Annotated in this window: 14 protein-coding genes; all 14 read left to right on the forward strand. The window is 49.1% G+C overall.

Annotated elements, in window-relative coordinates:
• Positions 1 to 1080 (forward strand): glycosyltransferase family 4 protein, encoded by a 1080-nt coding sequence (locus Q0537_RS01765; RefSeq protein ID WP_299224589.1) that lies wholly within the window; start codon positions 1 to 3, stop codon positions 1078 to 1080.
• On the forward strand, positions 1080 to 2345 hold the full coding sequence (locus tag Q0537_RS01770) for a glycosyltransferase family 2 protein (RefSeq protein ID WP_299224591.1): 1266 nt from the start codon (positions 1080 to 1082) through the stop codon (positions 2343 to 2345). Before Q0537_RS01765 ends, Q0537_RS01770 begins: the two co-directional genes overlap by 1 nt.
• On the forward strand, positions 2342 to 3385 hold the full coding sequence (locus Q0537_RS01775; RefSeq protein ID WP_299224593.1) for a glycosyltransferase: 1044 nt from the start codon (positions 2342 to 2344) through the stop codon (positions 3383 to 3385). Before Q0537_RS01770 ends, Q0537_RS01775 begins: the two co-directional genes overlap by 4 nt.
• Positions 3386 to 3632: 247 nt before the next feature.
• Positions 3633 to 4751: a glycosyltransferase gene (locus Q0537_RS01780; RefSeq protein WP_299224595.1), complete on the forward strand. Its 1119-nt coding sequence runs from the start codon at positions 3633 to 3635 to the stop codon at positions 4749 to 4751.
• A 2-nt stretch (positions 4752 to 4753) separates the two neighbouring features.
• Entirely contained in the window at positions 4754 to 7534 is a 2781-nt protein-coding gene (locus Q0537_RS01785; protein WP_366811121.1) for an STT3 domain-containing protein, read from the forward strand.
• Positions 7535 to 7607: 73 nt separating this feature from the next.
• Complete coding sequence (locus tag Q0537_RS01790) at positions 7608 to 8735, forward strand: glycosyltransferase family 4 protein (protein WP_299224597.1); 1128 nt, start codon at positions 7608 to 7610, stop codon at positions 8733 to 8735.
• The gene (gene pglC / locus Q0537_RS01795; protein ID WP_299224599.1) at positions 8728 to 9333 is read left to right on the forward strand and encodes an undecaprenyl phosphate N,N'-diacetylbacillosamine 1-phosphate transferase; all 606 of its coding nucleotides are present in this window, start codon (positions 8728 to 8730) and stop codon (positions 9331 to 9333) included. Before Q0537_RS01790 ends, pglC begins: the two co-directional genes overlap by 8 nt.
• Positions 9320 to 9919 (forward strand): UDP-N-acetylbacillosamine N-acetyltransferase, encoded by a 600-nt coding sequence (gene pglD, locus Q0537_RS01800; RefSeq protein ID WP_299224601.1) that lies wholly within the window; start codon positions 9320 to 9322, stop codon positions 9917 to 9919. Before pglC ends, pglD begins: the two co-directional genes overlap by 14 nt.
• Before the next feature lie 116 nt (positions 9920 to 10035).
• Positions 10036 to 11133, forward strand: coding sequence for a UDP-N-acetylbacillosamine transaminase (pglE, locus tag Q0537_RS01805; RefSeq protein WP_299224603.1), 1098 nt, complete (start codon positions 10036 to 10038; stop codon positions 11131 to 11133).
• A complete protein-coding gene (locus tag Q0537_RS01810) occupies positions 11133 to 12938 on the forward strand; it encodes a nucleoside-diphosphate sugar epimerase/dehydratase (RefSeq protein ID WP_299224605.1) in 1806 nt (601 codons plus the stop codon). Before pglE ends, Q0537_RS01810 begins: the two co-directional genes overlap by 1 nt.
• Positions 12935 to 13660 (forward strand): imidazole glycerol phosphate synthase subunit HisH, encoded by a 726-nt coding sequence (gene hisH, locus Q0537_RS01815; RefSeq protein ID WP_299224607.1) that lies wholly within the window; start codon positions 12935 to 12937, stop codon positions 13658 to 13660. Before Q0537_RS01810 ends, hisH begins: the two co-directional genes overlap by 4 nt.
• The gene (gene hisA / locus Q0537_RS01820) at positions 13660 to 14367 is read left to right on the forward strand and encodes a 1-(5-phosphoribosyl)-5-[(5-phosphoribosylamino)methylideneamino]imidazole-4-carboxamide isomerase (RefSeq protein ID WP_299224610.1); all 708 of its coding nucleotides are present in this window, start codon (positions 13660 to 13662) and stop codon (positions 14365 to 14367) included. Before hisH ends, hisA begins: the two co-directional genes overlap by 1 nt.
• A gap of 78 nt (positions 14368 to 14445) precedes the next feature.
• Entirely contained in the window at positions 14446 to 15309 is an 864-nt protein-coding gene (locus tag Q0537_RS01825) for a 50S ribosomal protein L11 methyltransferase (protein WP_299224612.1), read from the forward strand.
• Positions 15306 to 17255: an ATP-dependent zinc metalloprotease FtsH gene (gene ftsH / locus Q0537_RS01830; protein WP_298054113.1), complete on the forward strand. Its 1950-nt coding sequence runs from the start codon at positions 15306 to 15308 to the stop codon at positions 17253 to 17255. Before Q0537_RS01825 ends, ftsH begins: the two co-directional genes overlap by 4 nt.
• The last annotated feature ends 24 nt before the right edge of the window (positions 17256 to 17279 follow it).

Here is a 17279-nt window from a genome sequence, read left to right on the forward strand (position 1 = left end):
ATGAAAATAGCCATGGTAATTTCTGCTTTAGGCAAGGGCGGTGCCGAGCGCGTGCTAAGCGTGCTGGCAAATTTTTTCTGCCGTGAGAATGAAGTCTGCGTGATAAAATTTGACGCAGATGAGCCATTTTACGCGCTAGATCCTAAGATCGAGCTTCTTAGCTTGAATTTGGGAGTGGGCGATTTGGGAGTATTTGGCAATATAAAAAAGCGCTACGATAAAATTTTAGCCTTGCACAGGCTTCTAAAAAGTCGTAAATTTGACGTAGTAATCTCGTTTTTAGATAATACCAATGTCCTTACGCTTATCGCAAACCTCGGAGTTGGGCAGAAAATCATCGTCTCCGAGCACACCAATCATCGTTTTTTAAAAAGTCCGATCTGGCGAGCGCTCAAGCGGATCTTTTATCCGAGGGCTGCAGGTCTTAGTGTGCTTAGTAAATTCGATCTGGATCATTACACATATGTGCAAAATCGCATGATTATGCCTAATCCGATGTTTGAGATTAGCCATGTTAAAGATGCTCGCCCGCCTAAAGAAAATATCATCCTAGCAGCCGGCCGGCTCAATGTCTATAAGGGCTTTGATGTCCTTCTTAAGGCGCTTGCGCTTATAGATTTCAATCTTTTAAAAGAGTGGAAGGTGGTGATCGCAGGCGACGGAGAGGAGCGAAAGAGCCTTGAAAGCCTAGCTGCGAAGCTGCGCTTAAATGTGCAGTTCATCGGCTTTGTGCGCGATATCGAGAGCCTTTACGAGCGTGCTAAAATCGTAGTCGTAACCTCCAAGATGGAGGGCTTTTGCAATATTTTGATGGAGAGTATATTTTTCGGCACCGCCAGAATTTCTACGGATTGCATCGCAGGTCCTAGCGAGCTTATAAGCGACGGCGTAGATGGGTTTTTGTGCCCTGTAGGCGATAGCGCGAGCATCGCAAAAAAGCTTGAAATTCTAATGAGCGACGAGAAGCTACGCGAGCGGCTCGTGCAAAACGCCTCTAAGCGCGAAGAGAGCTTTAAAATTGAAACGATCGGGCGACGCTGGCTGGATTTCATAGCCGCTACGATAAAAAGAGAGGAATAATGAGCGAAAATCCCCTAATCTCGGTCATCATCCCCGTTTATAATGTCAAAGAATTCCTGCGCGCTTGCGTGGAGCGCATCACGGCGCAGACCTATACTAACTTAGAAATTTTGCTCGTAGATGATGGATCAAATGACGGCAGCGAGGCGATTTGCGACGAATACGTCACGCGTGATCCCCGTGTGTGCGTGCTGCATAAACCAAACGGCGGGCAGGCTAGCGCGCGAAACGCTGCTTTAGATGTCGCTCGCGGGGAGTTTATCAGCTTCGTAGATAGCGACGATTTGATAAGCTTTGATTTGATTGAGACGCTTTTTCGCCTGACGCAGAAATTTTGCACCAAAATAGCTATGTGCGGCTACACAGCATTTAGCGACGAGAGCGAAATAAATAATTTCAAGGCGGCTTTGAATTCTAAAGAAAATCAAAATTCTAAAGAGATTAGCGATCCGGGAGGAGCTGCAAATTTAAATACCTGCGCAGGCGAATACAAAATATCGCCGCAAGAGCTTTTTAGACGCAGCTGTACGCAGGATCCGTATTTTAGCACTGCAGTTTGGCGCGCGCTGTTTGCTCGCGAAATTTTCACTGCTTTGCGCTTTCCTATGGGGCAGATCTATGAGGATGTGGCGATATTTTTTGATATTTTTAACGCTTCCATTACGGCGTGCACGGATGAAATTTTATATTTTTATCGCGTAAGGGCGGGCTCTACCGTAAACTCATTCGCGCGCAGGCATCTTGCGGTCATCGCTGCGGTGCGCCGCTATACTGAGGCGATCGCTGCGAATTATCCGAGCTTGGCGCGTGAGGCTAATTTCACTCGCTGCGAGTCCGCGCTGAATACGGCGTTTTTAATTATCAAATCGAGCTTTGACGCTGCAGGCTTGGATGGAGATGCAACTTCTCCTTCTGAGGCTAATACGTGCGGTTTGACAAACGAGGCAGATTTGCATGACGCTGGTAGTTTATCTTGCGCATGCGGTAAAAATTCCGCATTTAAAAATTCCGCCAAGCAAAATTATATGCGGAATTCTAAGCAAAATTCTGCGTCGCAAAGAAAGACCGCAGATCCCCGCTCGCCTTTAAACGCCGCAGAAGCTGCAGATCAGATCCGCTCACTGCACGCTTTGGTGCGCGAGCGGCTGGATTTTAGATTTTTCGCGGCGCATGCAAGCCACACGCAGACACTGATGATGGTCTTGTTTTACGCTAGCCCCGCGCTTTTGCGGCTATTTTATAAAATTTATCGGAAGCTAAAATGAAAATTTTATTCGTCATCGCGGCTCTTAGAAACGGCGGCGCCGAGCGCGTGCTGCAGGTTTTGGCGAATTATTTTGCGCGCGCAAACGACGTTACGATCGCGATTTTGGAAAACGACGAGGGCAGGTATAAATTTAGCGAAAAGATAAAATTTTTGCATCTGGATGTTTATAAAAACGGCGGCAGGTTCGATAAATACAGAATTTTGCGCAAGTGTTTCAAGCGAGAGCAGCCGAGCGTCATCATCAGCTTTATGGACTGGACGAACGTAGCGTGCGCGATCGCAAGTTTCGGGCTAGGCATCCCGCTCATCGCGACCGAGCACAACGCGCACGATTATCTGCCAAGCGGGCTTTTTAGCCGCGTGCGCGATCTGTGCTATAAAAAAGTGGACGCGCTTACGGTGCTTACGCGCTCGGACTTTGAGTACTATTCGCGATTTGTCAAAAACTGCTTCGTCGTGCATAACCCCTTTTTCGGCGAGATTTGCGATACCAATAGCGCTAAGCGAAATGTGATCTTAAGCGTCGGCAGGCTTGAGCCCGTCAAGGGGTATGAAATTTACTTCGACGCGCTAAGCAGGATCGATAAAAGCCTGCTTGCGAAGTGGGAAATTTTAATCGCGGGCGACGGCTCGCTGCGCGAAAGCTTGCGCGAGCTGGCGGCGCGGCTTGGACTTGAAGTGCGATTTTTAGGGCATAAGCAGGACGTGAGCGAACTGTATAAAGAAGCCAAAATTTTTGTGCTCAGTTCGCTTAATGAAGGGCTTTCAAACGTGCTGATTGAGTCTGCATTTTACGGCTGCGCACGGCTTAGCAGCGACACGGCGGGCGCAAAAGAGCTCATAAAGAATGGCTTTAGCGGCATTTTGTTTAAATGCGGCGATGCGAATGAACTTGCGAGCAAGCTTGAAAATTTAATGCGTGATGAGGCGCTGCGAGACGCTCTCGTGCAAAATACAAATGAAAATTTAGACGAGTTTTCGCAAGAGCGCATAGTTGAGCTTTGGCAGGGCTTGATAGATCGGTTTGCGCGCAAATAGCAGCCGCTTATCGATGCTCTGCGGCGCGCAGGGATTAAATTTAAACTTCGGTGTGCTAAGATAGGCTCTTGCGCCAAGCGTAGTAGCGCGTTTAAATTTACAAAGCGCATCGCGCGATGAAATTTTGCCCGCTTGGAGGTAGCGCAAAATGCGCTAAATTTAAACAGATTGCGCGGCGCATGCTCGCATAAAAAGGCGCGAGCAAAGCTTAAATTTATAGCGCGGCAGAAATTTAAAAGGTAAAGGGATGAAGAAATTAAGCGTTTTTATCTATTCGATGGGAGGCGGCGGCGCCGAGCGCGTTGTAAGTAACCTCTTAGGCGAGCTTACGGCGCGCTACGAAGTGCATCTAGTGCTGATGAATGAGAGGATTTTTTATGAAATTCCAAGCGGCGTGCAGATTCATTTCATCGAAAAATCAGCCCCTTTTGAAAACGGACTGCTGAAGCTCGCAAAGCTGCCGTTTTTGGCGCTGCGATACAAAAAACTATGCGAGCGCCTAGGTATCGACATCCACTTCGTTTGGATGAACCGCCCGTGTTACGTGGCGGCGCTGGCGCGAGTTTACGGACTGGGCGGAACGATGATTTTTAACGAATGCTCGACGCCGTCGGTGCTGTATAAAGAGCCGAGCTTCAAATCCAAAATTTCAAAATTTTTGCTGCGCAAGCTCTATCCGAAGGCCGATTTTATCTTTCCAAACTCGCTTGGAAATCTGCGCGATCTGGCGGATAATTTCGGAATCGACGAGCGCAAGATGAGCGTGCTATACAACGCGATCGATCTTGATGAGATCGGGCGCAAGGCAGAGGAACAGGTCGCGCAGGAGCGGCCCTTTTTCCTAAGCGTCGGCAGGCTCGATGCGGGCAAAAACCACGCGCTTTTGATCCGCGCGTATGCGAATTTAAAAAATAACGACAAAGACCTACTGATCTTGGGCGACGGCGTGCTACGAGCCGAGCTTGAGGCTCTGATAGAGGAGCTAGGCTTAAGCGGTCGCGTGAAGCTTTTGGGCTTTGACGCAAACCCGTATAAATATATGGCCAGATGCTACACGTTTGTCTTCGTAAGCCTTTTTGAGGGGTTTTCAAACGCGCTCATCGAAGCGCTTGCATGCGGCAAGCTCGTGATTTCAAGCGATCATCAAAGCGGCGCGCGCGAACTTATGGGGCAGAGCGAATGGGGCGTGCTGGTGGGCGTGAACGATCTAGAAAGCACCCAAGCGGCGATGCAAAAAGCGCTGGATGATGAAAATTATGTAAAATTTTATGAGAAAAAGGCTAAAATTAGAGCCTCGTTTTTCGATAAAAAACGGATAGCAAGCGAGCTGATCGCAAAAATAGAACAAATCGACGAAGGAAAATAGGCGTGGGTGAAGAAAAAAAGGCTTTTAGCGTCAGAGAGATCGACGAAGGATCGTCCGATCAAAAAGGCGCGCAATCAATGGGTGCCGACAAAGCTGCCTTAAGCGAAAATTTCGCTAGTGAGGGAAATTTTGACGCAGAGTATTCCGCAGATGGCGGAGAGAATTTTAGCGGCGAAAATGCCGAGCTTGAGGGTAGCGAGGATGCTGTGCCTCAGAGCGATAAAAATTCCGCGCTTGATGCAAAAAATTCTGCGAGCAAAAATTCCGCGCACGCCGGCGTTAAGAATTTAAGTGACGATCAAGTGCGCGCTGCTTCTGCAAAAATGCGAGCACAAAAAAAATCCAAAAAGGCTAAAAAATCAAGCGGACGAAATTCTACCTCGGTAAATTCTGAAAATTCCGCAGGCGCAAATTCTGCAAACTCAAATTTAAAGGGCACTGCGAATTCCACGAGCAAAAATTCTACAAATAAAAATTCCGCTGGCGTTGCGAACTCTACAAATAAAAATTCCGCAAAAGCCGCTAATTTGGCTAAATTTAAAAATGCGAATTCTGCAAGTGCTTTAAATTCTACAAACGGCATAAATTCTGATAATTCTAAAAGCTTTACAGCAGAAAATTCCCAAAATTCTAAAAATCAGTCAGCTGGCGTGCTCCCTGCCAGGCGTAGAATTTTTGGCTTCATAAAAAATTATGAGTTTTCCAAGCATATTTTGCTGATGATTGTGTTCGCATTTGTCTTTAGCGTGGCGTTTCGCATGTGGTGGGTGCATTGGGCGAGCGGCTTTCCGAATTACTTTTTTTGGGACGGCGAGTTGATGATAAACACCAACGACGGCTATGCCTTTGCAGAGGGCGCGCGCGACCGACTCGCTGGCTTTCATCAGCCCAACGATCTTAGCTACTTTAGCGCGCCGCTTTCGATCGTGACGGCGTTTTTGGCTGAAATTTTGCCCTTTAAAATCGAGACGATCTTCGTTTATCTACCGGCTTTGTTTAGCTCGCTCATCGTAGTGCCGATCTTGCTTATCTCAAGCGAGTTTCGCTGCATGCGCGCGGGTTTCATCGGCGCGCTTGTCGCGAGCGTGGCGAATAGCTACTACAACCGCACTATGGCGGGGGATTACGACACCGATATGCTAAATATCGTGCTTGCGATGTGCATTTTGTGGGCGCTTATCCGTATCTGCACGCGCGGCTCGCGCAGCACGCTGTTTTGGCTGGGTGCGTTTACGATATTTTATATGTGGTGGTATCCCTCAAGCTTCTCGCTAAATTCCATGATGCTCGCCATGTTTTTCGCCTATACGCTGATTTTTAAGCGAAAAAGTAGAGTAAATTACGAAGCGATGATCATCTTTTTGATCGCGCTTTGCTCCACGCCTTTGGTAGCTAAAATTTTAATCTCGCTTACGCTATTTTGGCTCTTTGCATTTAAAGGAAAGCTATTAAATTTTAAAATTTTAGCGATTATCGGCGCACTTGCCGTAGTCTTTTTCGTCGCAAACGGGGGCCTTAGCCCGATCATCTTTCAGGCGAAATTTTATATCTTCCGCTCCTTTGCGGACAACGCCGATACGGCATTTCATTTTTTCAACGTCAATCAAACAATCCAAGAATCAGGCATCGTGCCAACTAAGATCTTTATGGAGCGCATCAGCTCGCACGTCGCGGTTTTCGTGATCGCAGCGATCGGATACGTAGTGCTTTGCTTTAGGCATAAGGAATTTTTGCTCTCGATCCCACTTCTGCTTTTGGGCTTTGCGGCAAACAAAGCGGGCCTTAGATTTACGATCTACGCTGTGGGCGTGATGGGGCTGAGCTTCGGATATATTTTGTATTTTTGCGTAAAGCGCTTGGATCTGCCAAAGATCGCTGCACGCGCGATACTGCTTATTTTAACGGCGCTTGCGATCTATCCAGCGTGGCAGCACATCGTCTCGTACAAGGTCGATACGGTCTTTTATCAAAGTGAGGTACGGGTGCTAGATGAGCTCAAAGATAAGGCGCAGCGCGAGGATTACGCACTTTCGTGGTGGGATTACGGTTACGGCATACGCTATTACAGCGATGTAAAAACCCTCATCGACGGCGGTAAACACCTAGGCAACGATAATTTCCCCGTTAGTTTCGCACTTTTTAAAGATCAGATGAGCTCCGCAAATATGGCGCGCCTGGATGTCGAATACACCGAGCGCGGATATAGCGAAAAAATTCCAAACAAGCTAAAGCAAATTTTAAAAGACTATAACGCGACTGATGTAAATGATTTTATCTTAAGCTTGGGACTGGCTGATTTTAAGCCGCCGAAGCCTACGCGCGACATCTACTACATCCTGCCCGATCGCATGATGAATATCTTCCCCGTCGTCACGCAGTTTTCAAACATCGATATCACCGACGGCAAGCAGCTAAATGAGCTGTTTTTTATAACGAGCGATAGGTTCGTTCAGGATCAAAGCGGCGTGCATATGGACAACGGCTTTTCGATCTCACCGAGCCTTTTAAATTTAGAGTATAGCGGCAGAAAATTTGCGATCAATACCTTTTACGAAACGAGCTACGACGCGAATGGCAAGCTTGCGGTAAAAGAGTTTAATATGGACAGCAGCGCGCAATTTTACGTGATTTTCATGCGCGATTACGGGAGATTTTTGCTGCTAGATAAGACGATGCTAAACTCAAGCTACATTCAGCTTTTTGTATTTGAAAGATATAGGCCCGAGCTATTCGAGCCTGTGATCTTAAGCCCTGCTGTGAAAGTTTATAAATTAAAGCGCTAGATAAAATTTTGCCGCAATCTAAGGAGAAATTTATGAAATTTAATCTCGCAACGCCAAGCAAGGAATGCAGCATATGGCTCGCATAGGGTTTTTAAGCCATGCCGATATGAGCTTACATTTCTTTCGCCGCCCGATAATGCAGGCTTTAAAAGAGCGCGGGCACGAGGTTTTCGCAATCGCTCCTCGTGGCGCTTATACGCAGGATTTAGCGCGCGATTTTAATGCCGTAACCTACGATCTTGATCGAGCGAGCCTAAATCCGCTTACCGTATTTAGCAACACCAAAGCCCTTGCGCGTGAGTTAAAGAGGTTAAATTTGGACCTGCTGCAAACAGCTGCGCACAAATCAAACGTGTTTGGTACGCTAGCGGCTCGTGAGGCAGGTATAAAATATGTGATAAACTTAGTCGAGGGGCTGGGTAGCTTTTATATCGACGATGATATTAAAACAAGGCTCGTACGAGCGGTATTGGAGAAGCTTTATAAATTTTCATTTTCGCAGGCGGATGCTTGCGTATTTGTAAACGATGCCGATCCCGATTACATGCTATCTCGCGGGCTTATTACAAAGCAAAAGGTCATAAGGATTAAAAGTGTAGGCGTAAATGCTGAAAGGTTCAACCCCCAAATCGTTAGTGCAGCGGATCTGGGCTGGGATTTGCACGGCAAAAAGATCGTACTGATGATAGCTCGCGCGATGTGGCATAAGGGCGTGAGAGAATTCTACGAAGCAGCAGAAATTTTAAAAGATCGATTGGATGCAAAATTTGTCTTCGTAGGCGAGGGCTTTGCGGGCAATAAAAGCACCGCCGATCCTACGTTTTTGCGAAGCGGCGCGGTGCATTATCTGGGTGCCAGAAATGATGTGCCGGAGCTTTTGAAGGCTAGTTACCTACTGGCACTTCCTAGCTACAAGGAGGGCTTTCCGCGCACGGTTTTAGAGGCGATGAGCATGGCGCGAGCCTGCGTGGTAAGCGACTGTAGCGGCTGCGTAGAGGCGGTACAAGATGGCATCAACGGCTTAATTTGCCGCACTCGCGACGCGGGTGATTTTGCGCGAAAGATCGAAATTTTATTAGACGATACCGCGCTTTGCGAAAGGCTGGGACGAAATGGGCGCGAGATGGTGCTTGCAAATTACGACGAAAAGATCGTCACGGAAAAATATTTAGAGGTTTATAGGAAATTTATCGATGTATAAGAGCTTTTTAAAACGCGCGCTTGATTTTACGGCGGCTTTGATTTTGATTATTTTGGTTTCGCCCGTGATGGCGCTTACGTGGTTCTTGATCCGCAAACACATTAGCAAAAGCACGATTTTTACGCAATCTCGCCCGGGGTTTGATGAGCAAATTTTTAAAATTTACAAATTTAAAACGATGAGCGACGAGCGCGGCGCGGACGGCGGGCTTCTGCCCGACGAAGAGCGGCTGAACGATTACGGCAAAAAGATCCGTGCGCTAAGCCTGGATGAGCTGCCGCAGCTTTTCAACGTTCTAAAGGGCGATATGAGCTTCATCGGGCCGCGCCCTTTACTGATCGAATACTTGCCGCTTTATTCGCCGCAGCAGCGCTTGCGACACAGCGTGCGCCCGGGCATCACGGGGCTTGCGCAGGTAAACGGTCGCAACGCGATCAGCTGGGAGAAAAAATTTGAGTTCGATACGTATTACGCGCAGAATTTAAGCTTCGCGCTCGATCTTAAGATCGCGCTTTTGACGATTAAAAAGGTACTTGCGAAAGAGGGCGTGAATAAAGAGGGTATGGCGACGACGGAGAAATTTAATGGGCACAACTAAAATTTACGTTTACGGCGCAAGCGGACACGGGCTGGTGGTTGCGGACGTCGCGCTAGCCGCGCGCGGGGCTAAATTTAGCGAGGTCGTTTTTTTAGACGACGCGGCGGGGCTGAAATTTAGCGAGGATCTGCCGAAGCATCCCGTAATAATCGCAATCGGCGATAATAAAACCCGCGCAAAGATCCAAGAGAGAGTAGCGTGCGCGGGTTTTGAGATAGCGACGCTAATTCATCAAAGCGCCATCGTTAGCCCAAGCGCCACTATCGACGAGGGCGCGGTCGTAATGCCCGGCGCCGTGATAAACGCTCAAGCTAAAATCGGTCGCGGCGCGATAATCAATTCAGGCGTCGTAATCGAGCATGAGTGCGAGATCGGCGAGTTCGCGCACATTAGCCCTAATGCGGCGCTTGCGGGCGGCGTGAAAGTGGGGGCGTTTTCGCACATCGGTATCGGTGCCAGCGTCATTCAGAGGCTAAGTATCGGGCAGCGCTGCATCATCGGCGCGGGCGCTGCAGTGGTGCGCGATATAGCTAGCGACAGCGTAGCCGTAGGCGTGCCTGCTCGCGTGATTAAAAAAAATAGCTGAATTTAAAATTTATAGCATTAAAAGTGATAAAATCCGAGCATTTAAATTTTAATGCCGAAAGCTAAATTTAGCCCTGCATCGCGCGAGGTTAAATTTTAAATCAAGGAAGGATAGAGATGGCAAGAGTATTTTTAAGCCCGCCGAATATGGGTGGTGATGAGCTTGAGTATATAAAAAAGGTATTTGAGAGCAACTATATAGCGCCTTTGGGTGAATATGTCAATCGATTTGAGGACGCAGTGAAGTCCTATACTGGCACGCGCGGCGCGCTGGCGCTAAACGCAGGCACGGCGGCACTTCATCTAGCGCTTCGTTGCAGTGGCGTAAAGGACGGCGACGTGGTGCTCGGCTCCACGTTTACCTTCATGGCGTCGCTAAATCCGATATTTTACGAGCGCTGCGTGCCGGTGCTGATAGACAGCGACGAGAGTTGGAATTTAAGCCCGAAGCTGCTTAAAGAAGCGATCAAAAAATCGCCGAAAAAGCCAAAGGTGCTCGTCGTTACGCATCTTTACGGACAGGCTGCGAAGATGGATGAGATATGCAAAATTTGCGCTAATGAAAATATCGATCTCATCGAGGATGCCGCAGAGGCGCTGGGCGGATTTTATAAGGGTAAAGCACTTGGTGGTATCGGAAAATGCGGCGCGCTAAGCTTTAATGGCAATAAAATCATCACCACTTCTGGCGGCGGAATGCTGATCTCAAACGATGAGGAGCTAGTGGCTAAGGCTAGATTTTTAAGCACCCAGGCGCGCGAGCCGCTGCTTCACTATGAACACAAGGACTACGGCTATAACTACCGCTTAAGCAACGTCTTAGGAGCTATCGGCGTAGGCCAGATGGAGGTCTTGCCGCAGCGTGTAAAGAGAAAACGCGAAATTTTTAAAATTTATGAGGATCTGTTTAGAGGCACCGATGTGGAGTTTATGCCCGAAGTAGAAGGCGGCGAGGGCAACAGATGGCTTACGACGCTTCTATTTAAGAAAAAGAATGCCCATCTAAAGGTAATCGACGCCCTAAATAAAGCCGACATCGAATCTCGTCCGCTTTGGAAGCCGATGCATCTGCAAAGCATCTTCGCAGGCGCGCTTAGCGTCACGGACGGCACGAGCGAGGATATGTTCAGTCGCGGCATCTGCCTTCCTAGTGGCACCGATATGAGTGACGAGACGATCGAGCGCGTCGTAAAAATCGTAAAAGAAAACATCTGATGCTGTTAAAACCCACTAAATTTAGCCGCTTCGCGTTTTTTTTGCTAGGAGATATTTTTATCTCGATCCTCTCCGTTTACATCGCGTTTTTGCTGCGATTTAGCGGAGATATACCGAACGAATTTTATAAAGGCGCGCTGCTTAGCGCCTCGAGCCTTACTGCGATTAAAATTTTCTACTTTTGGTTTTTGCGGATCTATTTAGTTCCGTGGAGATTTTTCGGGCTATATGAAGCGAGGAAGCTCTTCTATGCGCACGTGATGGCAGCGCTTACCTTTTTAATCCTGTTTTTTCTAGCGAGTAAAATTTTTAACCCCTTCCCGCGCTCGGTCATCATCATCGATGCGGCGATCTCGTTTATTTTAATCGGTGGGATTAGAATTTCAAAGAGGATGTTTCTAAGCGAGAAGAAAAATATCACGAATAACGAGCCTTGTATCGTCGTAGGCGCTACGAGCAAGACCTTTCACGTCCTAAAGGGTATGCGGCAAAAATATATTAATTACTATCCGGTGGGCGTCGTAGATGGGCGGCCTGAGCTAGTAGGAACGTATTGCGAAAACTACGTCGTCAGAGCCAAGGGCGAAATTCCGCAGATGATCAAAGATAGCGGCGCTAAAACCGCGATCATCGCGCTGGCGCTGTATCCGGACGAGCTAAAGCAGCTCTACGACGAGCTTTTTGCATACGGGCTAAAGGATATCAAGCTCTTTTCGCTTTTGGAGGATGAGAGCAAAAAGATCCGCGATGTATCGATCGAAGATCTGCTCGCGCGCAAGCCCAAAGACCTCGACACCAAAGCGATCGAAAATTTTATCAAAGACAAGATCGTGCTGGTAACGGGCGCGGGCGGCACGATAGGAAGCGAAATTTGTAAGCAATGCTTGAAATTTGGCGCAAAGCGTCTTATCATGGTCGAACACAGCGAGTTTAACCTCTACTCAATTAACGAAGCCACCGGCGCGGATGCGCGCAACGAGTTAAAGATGATAAACGTCGTTTATCGCCATGAGCTGGAGGAGGTTTTTGCAGAATTTCATCCCGAAGTAGTCGTGCACGCAGCGGCGTATAAGCACGTGCCGCTATGCGAATTTAATCCGCATCTAGCGGTCAAGAACAATGTCATCGGCACAAAAAACGTAATCGATCTGTCCAAAAAATACGGCGCGAAAAAGGTCGTTTTGATCTCGACTGATAAGGCGGTGCGACCGACGAACATTATGGGCACTACGAAGCGTATCTGCGAGCTTTACGCGCTAAATTCCAACGATGCGGCAAGCGATACGCAGATCGTCGCGGTGCGCTTCGGAAACGTGCTCGGCTCAAGCGGCAGCGTTATCCCTAAATTTAAACGCCAGATCGAAGCGAACGAGCCGCTTACCGTTACGCACCCCGAAATTACGAGATATTTTATGCTCGTTAGCGAGGCGTGCCAGCTGGTGCTTCAAGCGGCCTCCATCGCGCAGGGTGGCGAACTTTTCGTGCTGGATATGGGCGAGCCCGTAAAGATCGCCGATCTTGCCAAGCGAATGCTGCAGCTTGCCGGCAAGGAGGAGCTTGGCATTAAATTTGTCGGTCTGCGTCCCGGCGAGAAGCTTTACGAGGAGCTTTTGATCGACGAAAACGACAAGAGCACGAAGTACCAATCCATATTCGTAACCCACTCCGCAAAATACGACCTGCAAGAGCTAAGCTCGCAGATCGAGGAGCTTTCAGAGTGCGAGGACGCGCAGGTCGCGGATAAGCTAAAGCGCATCGTGCCCGAGTTTTCGCACCGATTAAACGATATGAAGGGCACGGCTTGATCGGCATCGTGGATTACGGCGCGGGCAATATCCGAAGCGTAATGAACGCGCTTAGTTTTTGCGGCGCTAAATTTTGCCTCGCGCGCAGCCCCGAGGAGCTTTTGAGCTGCGATAAGGCTCTGCTTCCGGGCGTGGGCGCATTCGGCGAGGCGATGGATAGGCTTCGCGCAAACGGTATGGACGCCGCGATTAAAGAATTCGTAGCAAGCGGCAGATATTTTTTAGGCATCTGCCTTGGGATGCAGCTTCTGTTCGAGCAAAGCGAGGAATTTGGCGCGCGTAGCGGGCTTGGAATTTTGCCCGGTCGCGTCGTGAAATTTGACAAAACGAAATTTAATATTCAGGGAGTGGAATCCAGGTCCGAAGATTTTAAATTTAGATCGGGCGGGGCGAAATTTAATTCAGACGAGGCGGAGTCTGGCGAATGCTGCGGGCAAAATTTTACCTGTGCCGAAAGCCTAAAGATCCCGCACGTCGGCTGGAACAGCGCGCATTTTATCAAGCGCTCGCCGATAAACGCGGGCTTGGGCGAGTTTGAGTATCTGTATTTCGTGCACTCCTACCACGTCCTTTGCGCGCGCGAGATCACGCTTGCGACCACGTTTTACGGCTATGAGTTTGCAAGCGCGATCTGGCGCGAAAACGTATTTGCCTTTCAGCCGCATCCCGAAAAAAGCCACGATGCGGGCATAAAAATCATTAAAAATTTTACGGAGCTGTGATGGAGATTTTCCCTGCGATCGATCTGAAACAAGGATGCGCCGTGCGCCTTAGCAAGGGCGATATGCAAAGCGCAAAAATTTATTCCAAAGACCCCTGCGAGCTAGCCAAAAAATTTGAAGATCTCGGCGCTAAGTGGCTGCATTTAGTTGATCTGGACGGCGCGTTTGCGGGCGAGGCGGTAAATTTCAAAGCGATCGAGCGGATCGTAAAAAGCACGCGCCTGCGCGTAGAAGTGGGCGGCGGCATCCGCGACGAAGCGCGCATAAAGGAGTATTTGAGCTTAGGCGTCGATAGATGTATCCTCGGCTCAGCAGCGCTTAAAAATAGAGATTTCGTAAGGAGAATGGCGAAGCTTTACCGCATCGTCGTGGGCATAGACGCAAAAGAGGGGCTCGTAGCGACCGAGGGCTGGGCTGAGCTAAGCCGCGTAAGAGCGACCGATCTGGCGCGAGACTACGCGGACGCGGGCGTTTGCGCAATCATCTGCACCGACATATCGCGCGACGGGATGCTAAGCGGCGTAAACGTAGAATTTAGCCGCTCTATCGCGAAAGCTTGCGGCATCGATACTATCGCAAGCGGCGGTGTGAAAGATATGAACGACATAATCGCGCTTAAAAACGCAGGGCTCATCGCAGGCGTTATCGTCGGTAAGGCGTATTACGAGGGCACGCTCGATCTTAAAAAGGCGTTTGAAGCTATATAAAAACGCCCGAGCGTAAGCAAAGTTTGAACTAAATTTTAGTAATATGCAAATTTTAAAATTTAAAGGCGATGTGAGGCGATGAAAGATTTTTTTTATGAGATGATCGTAAAAAGCGCGAATGCGAGCGAGCTTTTCAAGAGCTTTGCGTTTGAGCTCGGCGTTACCTGCGTCGAGGAGGATAGCGAGCGCTTCATAATCCGCGACGAAGAGGATCTGCAAAATTTAAAATTTGCGTTTGAGGAGTTTAAAAAGGGGCTCGCGCGATCTCTTAATTTAGACGCAGATCTGCAGATCGAAATTTCAAAAAAGCAAAACAAAGATTGGCTAGACGAATACAAAAAAGGCGTCGCGCCCGTAGCGGTCGGCAAATTTTACGTCCGTCCGAGCTGGTGCGAGCGATCGCAAGACGGCTCTTTATTGGATCTTCTGATCGATCCTGCGCTGGCGTTCGGCTCGGGGCATCACGAAAGCACCAATATGTGCCTAGCGCTGCTTAGCGAGCTTACTCGCGCGGGCATGAGCGCGCTTGACGTGGGCTGCGGCAGCGGAATTCTAAGTATCGCGATGAAAAAACTGGACGCAAAGGTAAGCGCTTGCGATACCGACGAGCAGGCGGTGACCGCTACGCAGCAAAACGCCGAGAAAAACGGCGTGCAGATCGATAAAATTTGGCTCGGCAGCGTTTCAAGCTTGGGTGAGCAAAGCTCAAGCGCAGCCGCGCAGCCGCAGTTTGATCTCGTCGTCGCAAATATAATCGCCGACGTGATTTTGATCCTAAGCGCGGATCTAAAAAAGGCGCTAAAACCCGGCGGCAAGCTCGTGCTGTCGGGAATTTTAGAAAAATATAAAGATAGGATAGAGCAGGCCTTTTCGGATTTGAATTTCGTGCAGATGAAAAAGCAAAACGAATGGCTTAGCTTCGTTTATGAAAGGAAAATATGAATAACAACCCAAATAATCAACCCCCTCAAAACGGCGGCGGAAACAATTTTTTCAATAAAAATCCGATCGGCGTTTTTATAATTTTCGCGCTTATTTTGATAGTGGTGTTTAAAGCGATATCCCCAAGCGGCGGATTTGATAGCGGTGGAGTGCTGGGCTCCGTTTCGGGCGAGAGTAGAAACGTAACTTACTCCGAGCTAAAATCGCAGATCAAAAACTCCCAAGTAAGCATGGTTTCCATCGGAAGCTCCACGATTAAAGCGCAAGTCGGCAACGTAATCTACACCGCCAAGCGCGTGGATGACCCCGAGCTGGTTCAAATTTTAGAATCGCGCAAAATTCCATACGGCGCGTATAACGAGAGCAATTTTTTGACCGATCTGCTCTTTAGCTGGGTCTTGCCGCTCGTGATTTTCTTTGGAATTTGGATGTTTTTAGCCAACCGCATGCAGCGCAATATGGGCGGCGGCGTGCTCGGCATCGGAAGCTCTAAAAACCTGGTAAGCGCCGAAAAGCCGAAGGTTAAATTTAGCGATGTCGCGGGCGTCGAAGAGGCGAAAGAGGAGGTTAAAGAGATCGTAGATTTCTTAAAAAACCCCGAGCGATATATAAGCCTCGGGGCTAAAATTCCAAAAGGCGTGCTTTTGGTTGGACCTCCGGGCACGGGCAAGACGCTGCTGGCCAAAGCGGTCGCGGGCGAAGCGGACGTACCGTTTTTTTCGGTATCGGGCTCCAGCTTTATAGAGATGTTCGTAGGCGTGGGCGCCAGCAGGGTGCGCGATCTATTCGATAACGCTAAAAAACAGGCTCCGGCGATCGTTTTTATCGATGAGATCGACGCGATCGGTAAAAGCAGAACCGCAGGCGGTATCGGCGGGGGTAACGACGAGCGCGAGCAGACGCTAAATCAGCTGCTTGCCGAGATGGACGGCTTCGGCTCGGAATCAAGCCCGGTAATCGTTCTTGCGGCTACCAACCGCCCAGAGACGCTGGATGCGGCGCTTCTGCGTCCAGGCAGATTCGATAGGCAGGTTCTAGTCGATAGACCTGATTTTGACGGCAGAATGGCGATTTTGAAGGTGCATATGCGCGATGTTAAATTTGCCCGCGACATCGATATCGAAGAGATCGCGCGACTTACCGTGGGCTTTGCGGGAGCCGATCTTGCAAACATCATCAACGAAGCCGCGCTTTTGGCGGGTCGTGAGGCAAAGGCGGAGGTCGAGCAAAAAGACCTACTCGAAGCGATCGAGCGCGTCGGCATCGGACTGGCTAAAAAATCGCGCCGCGTAAGCCCGATTGAAAAGCGGATCGTCGCCTACCACGAAAGCGGTCATGCGCTCATCGCCGAGCTTACTAAAGGCGCGATGCCGGTATCGAAAGTAACTATCGTGCCGCGCGGATTGAGCGCTGCGGGATATACGCTAAATTCTCCGTTTGAAAATAGATACCTGCACCAGCGCCATGAAATTTTTGCCGAGATCGATACGTTTTTGGCGGGGCGCGCGGCGGAAGATGTGTTTTTGGGCGAGATCACCGACGGAGCGGGCAACGATCTACAGCGCGCTACCGATATGCTTAAATTTATGGCTACTCAGGTCGGAATGACTGAAGCTCTCGGGCTTGCGGTGCTAGAAAAGCAGCAGTACTCCTTCCTAAACGGTGGACAGAGCATCAAGGATTACAGCGAGGTAACGGCGGTTAAGATCGACGAATATGTCCGCAAGACGCTGGATGAGCGCTATGCGGCGGTAAAAGAGACGCTAAGAACCTACGCTCCGGCGATCGAGGAGATGGTGAAGGCGCTATATGAGAAGGAGACGGTCTCTGGAGAGCAGATCGTGGAGATCATCTCTAAATTTGAAAAAGATAACAGCATGCCTACCCGGCTGGTGCGAAATTTAGGCGCTAACGACGATATCGAAAGCGCAAAGAGCGAGGCTTAAATTTAAAGCTTCGCGCGCGGTAAG

Source organism: uncultured Campylobacter sp. (assembly GCF_938017775.1).
Taxonomy (GTDB): Bacteria; Campylobacterota; Campylobacteria; order Campylobacterales; family Campylobacteraceae; genus Campylobacter_B.

Excerpts from the sequence above, each read along its gene's own strand:
- pglE (WP_299224603.1), top strand. The coding sequence starts at position 10,036 with ATGGCAAGAGTATTTTTAAGCCCGCCGAATATGGGTGGTGATGAGCTT.
- Q0537_RS01825 (WP_299224612.1), top strand. The coding sequence starts at position 14,446 with ATGAAAGATTTTTTTTATGAGATGATCGTAAAAAGCGCGAATGCGAGC.
- ftsH (WP_298054113.1), top strand. The coding sequence starts at position 15,306 with ATGAATAACAACCCAAATAATCAACCCCCTCAAAACGGCGGCGGAAAC.
- Q0537_RS01790 (WP_299224597.1), top strand. The coding sequence starts at position 7,608 with ATGGCTCGCATAGGGTTTTTAAGCCATGCCGATATGAGCTTACATTTC.
- Q0537_RS01810 (WP_299224605.1), top strand. The coding sequence starts at position 11,133 with ATGCTGTTAAAACCCACTAAATTTAGCCGCTTCGCGTTTTTTTTGCTA.
- Q0537_RS01780 (WP_299224595.1), top strand. The coding sequence starts at position 3,633 with ATGAAGAAATTAAGCGTTTTTATCTATTCGATGGGAGGCGGCGGCGCC.
- Q0537_RS01765 (WP_299224589.1), top strand. The coding sequence starts at position 1 with ATGAAAATAGCCATGGTAATTTCTGCTTTAGGCAAGGGCGGTGCCGAG.
- pglC (WP_299224599.1), top strand. The coding sequence starts at position 8,728 with ATGTATAAGAGCTTTTTAAAACGCGCGCTTGATTTTACGGCGGCTTTG.
- hisA (WP_299224610.1), top strand. The coding sequence starts at position 13,660 with ATGGAGATTTTCCCTGCGATCGATCTGAAACAAGGATGCGCCGTGCGC.
- Q0537_RS01770 (WP_299224591.1), top strand. The coding sequence starts at position 1,080 with ATGAGCGAAAATCCCCTAATCTCGGTCATCATCCCCGTTTATAATGTC.
- Q0537_RS01775 (WP_299224593.1), top strand. The coding sequence starts at position 2,342 with ATGAAAATTTTATTCGTCATCGCGGCTCTTAGAAACGGCGGCGCCGAG.
- pglD (WP_299224601.1), top strand. The coding sequence starts at position 9,320 with ATGGGCACAACTAAAATTTACGTTTACGGCGCAAGCGGACACGGGCTG.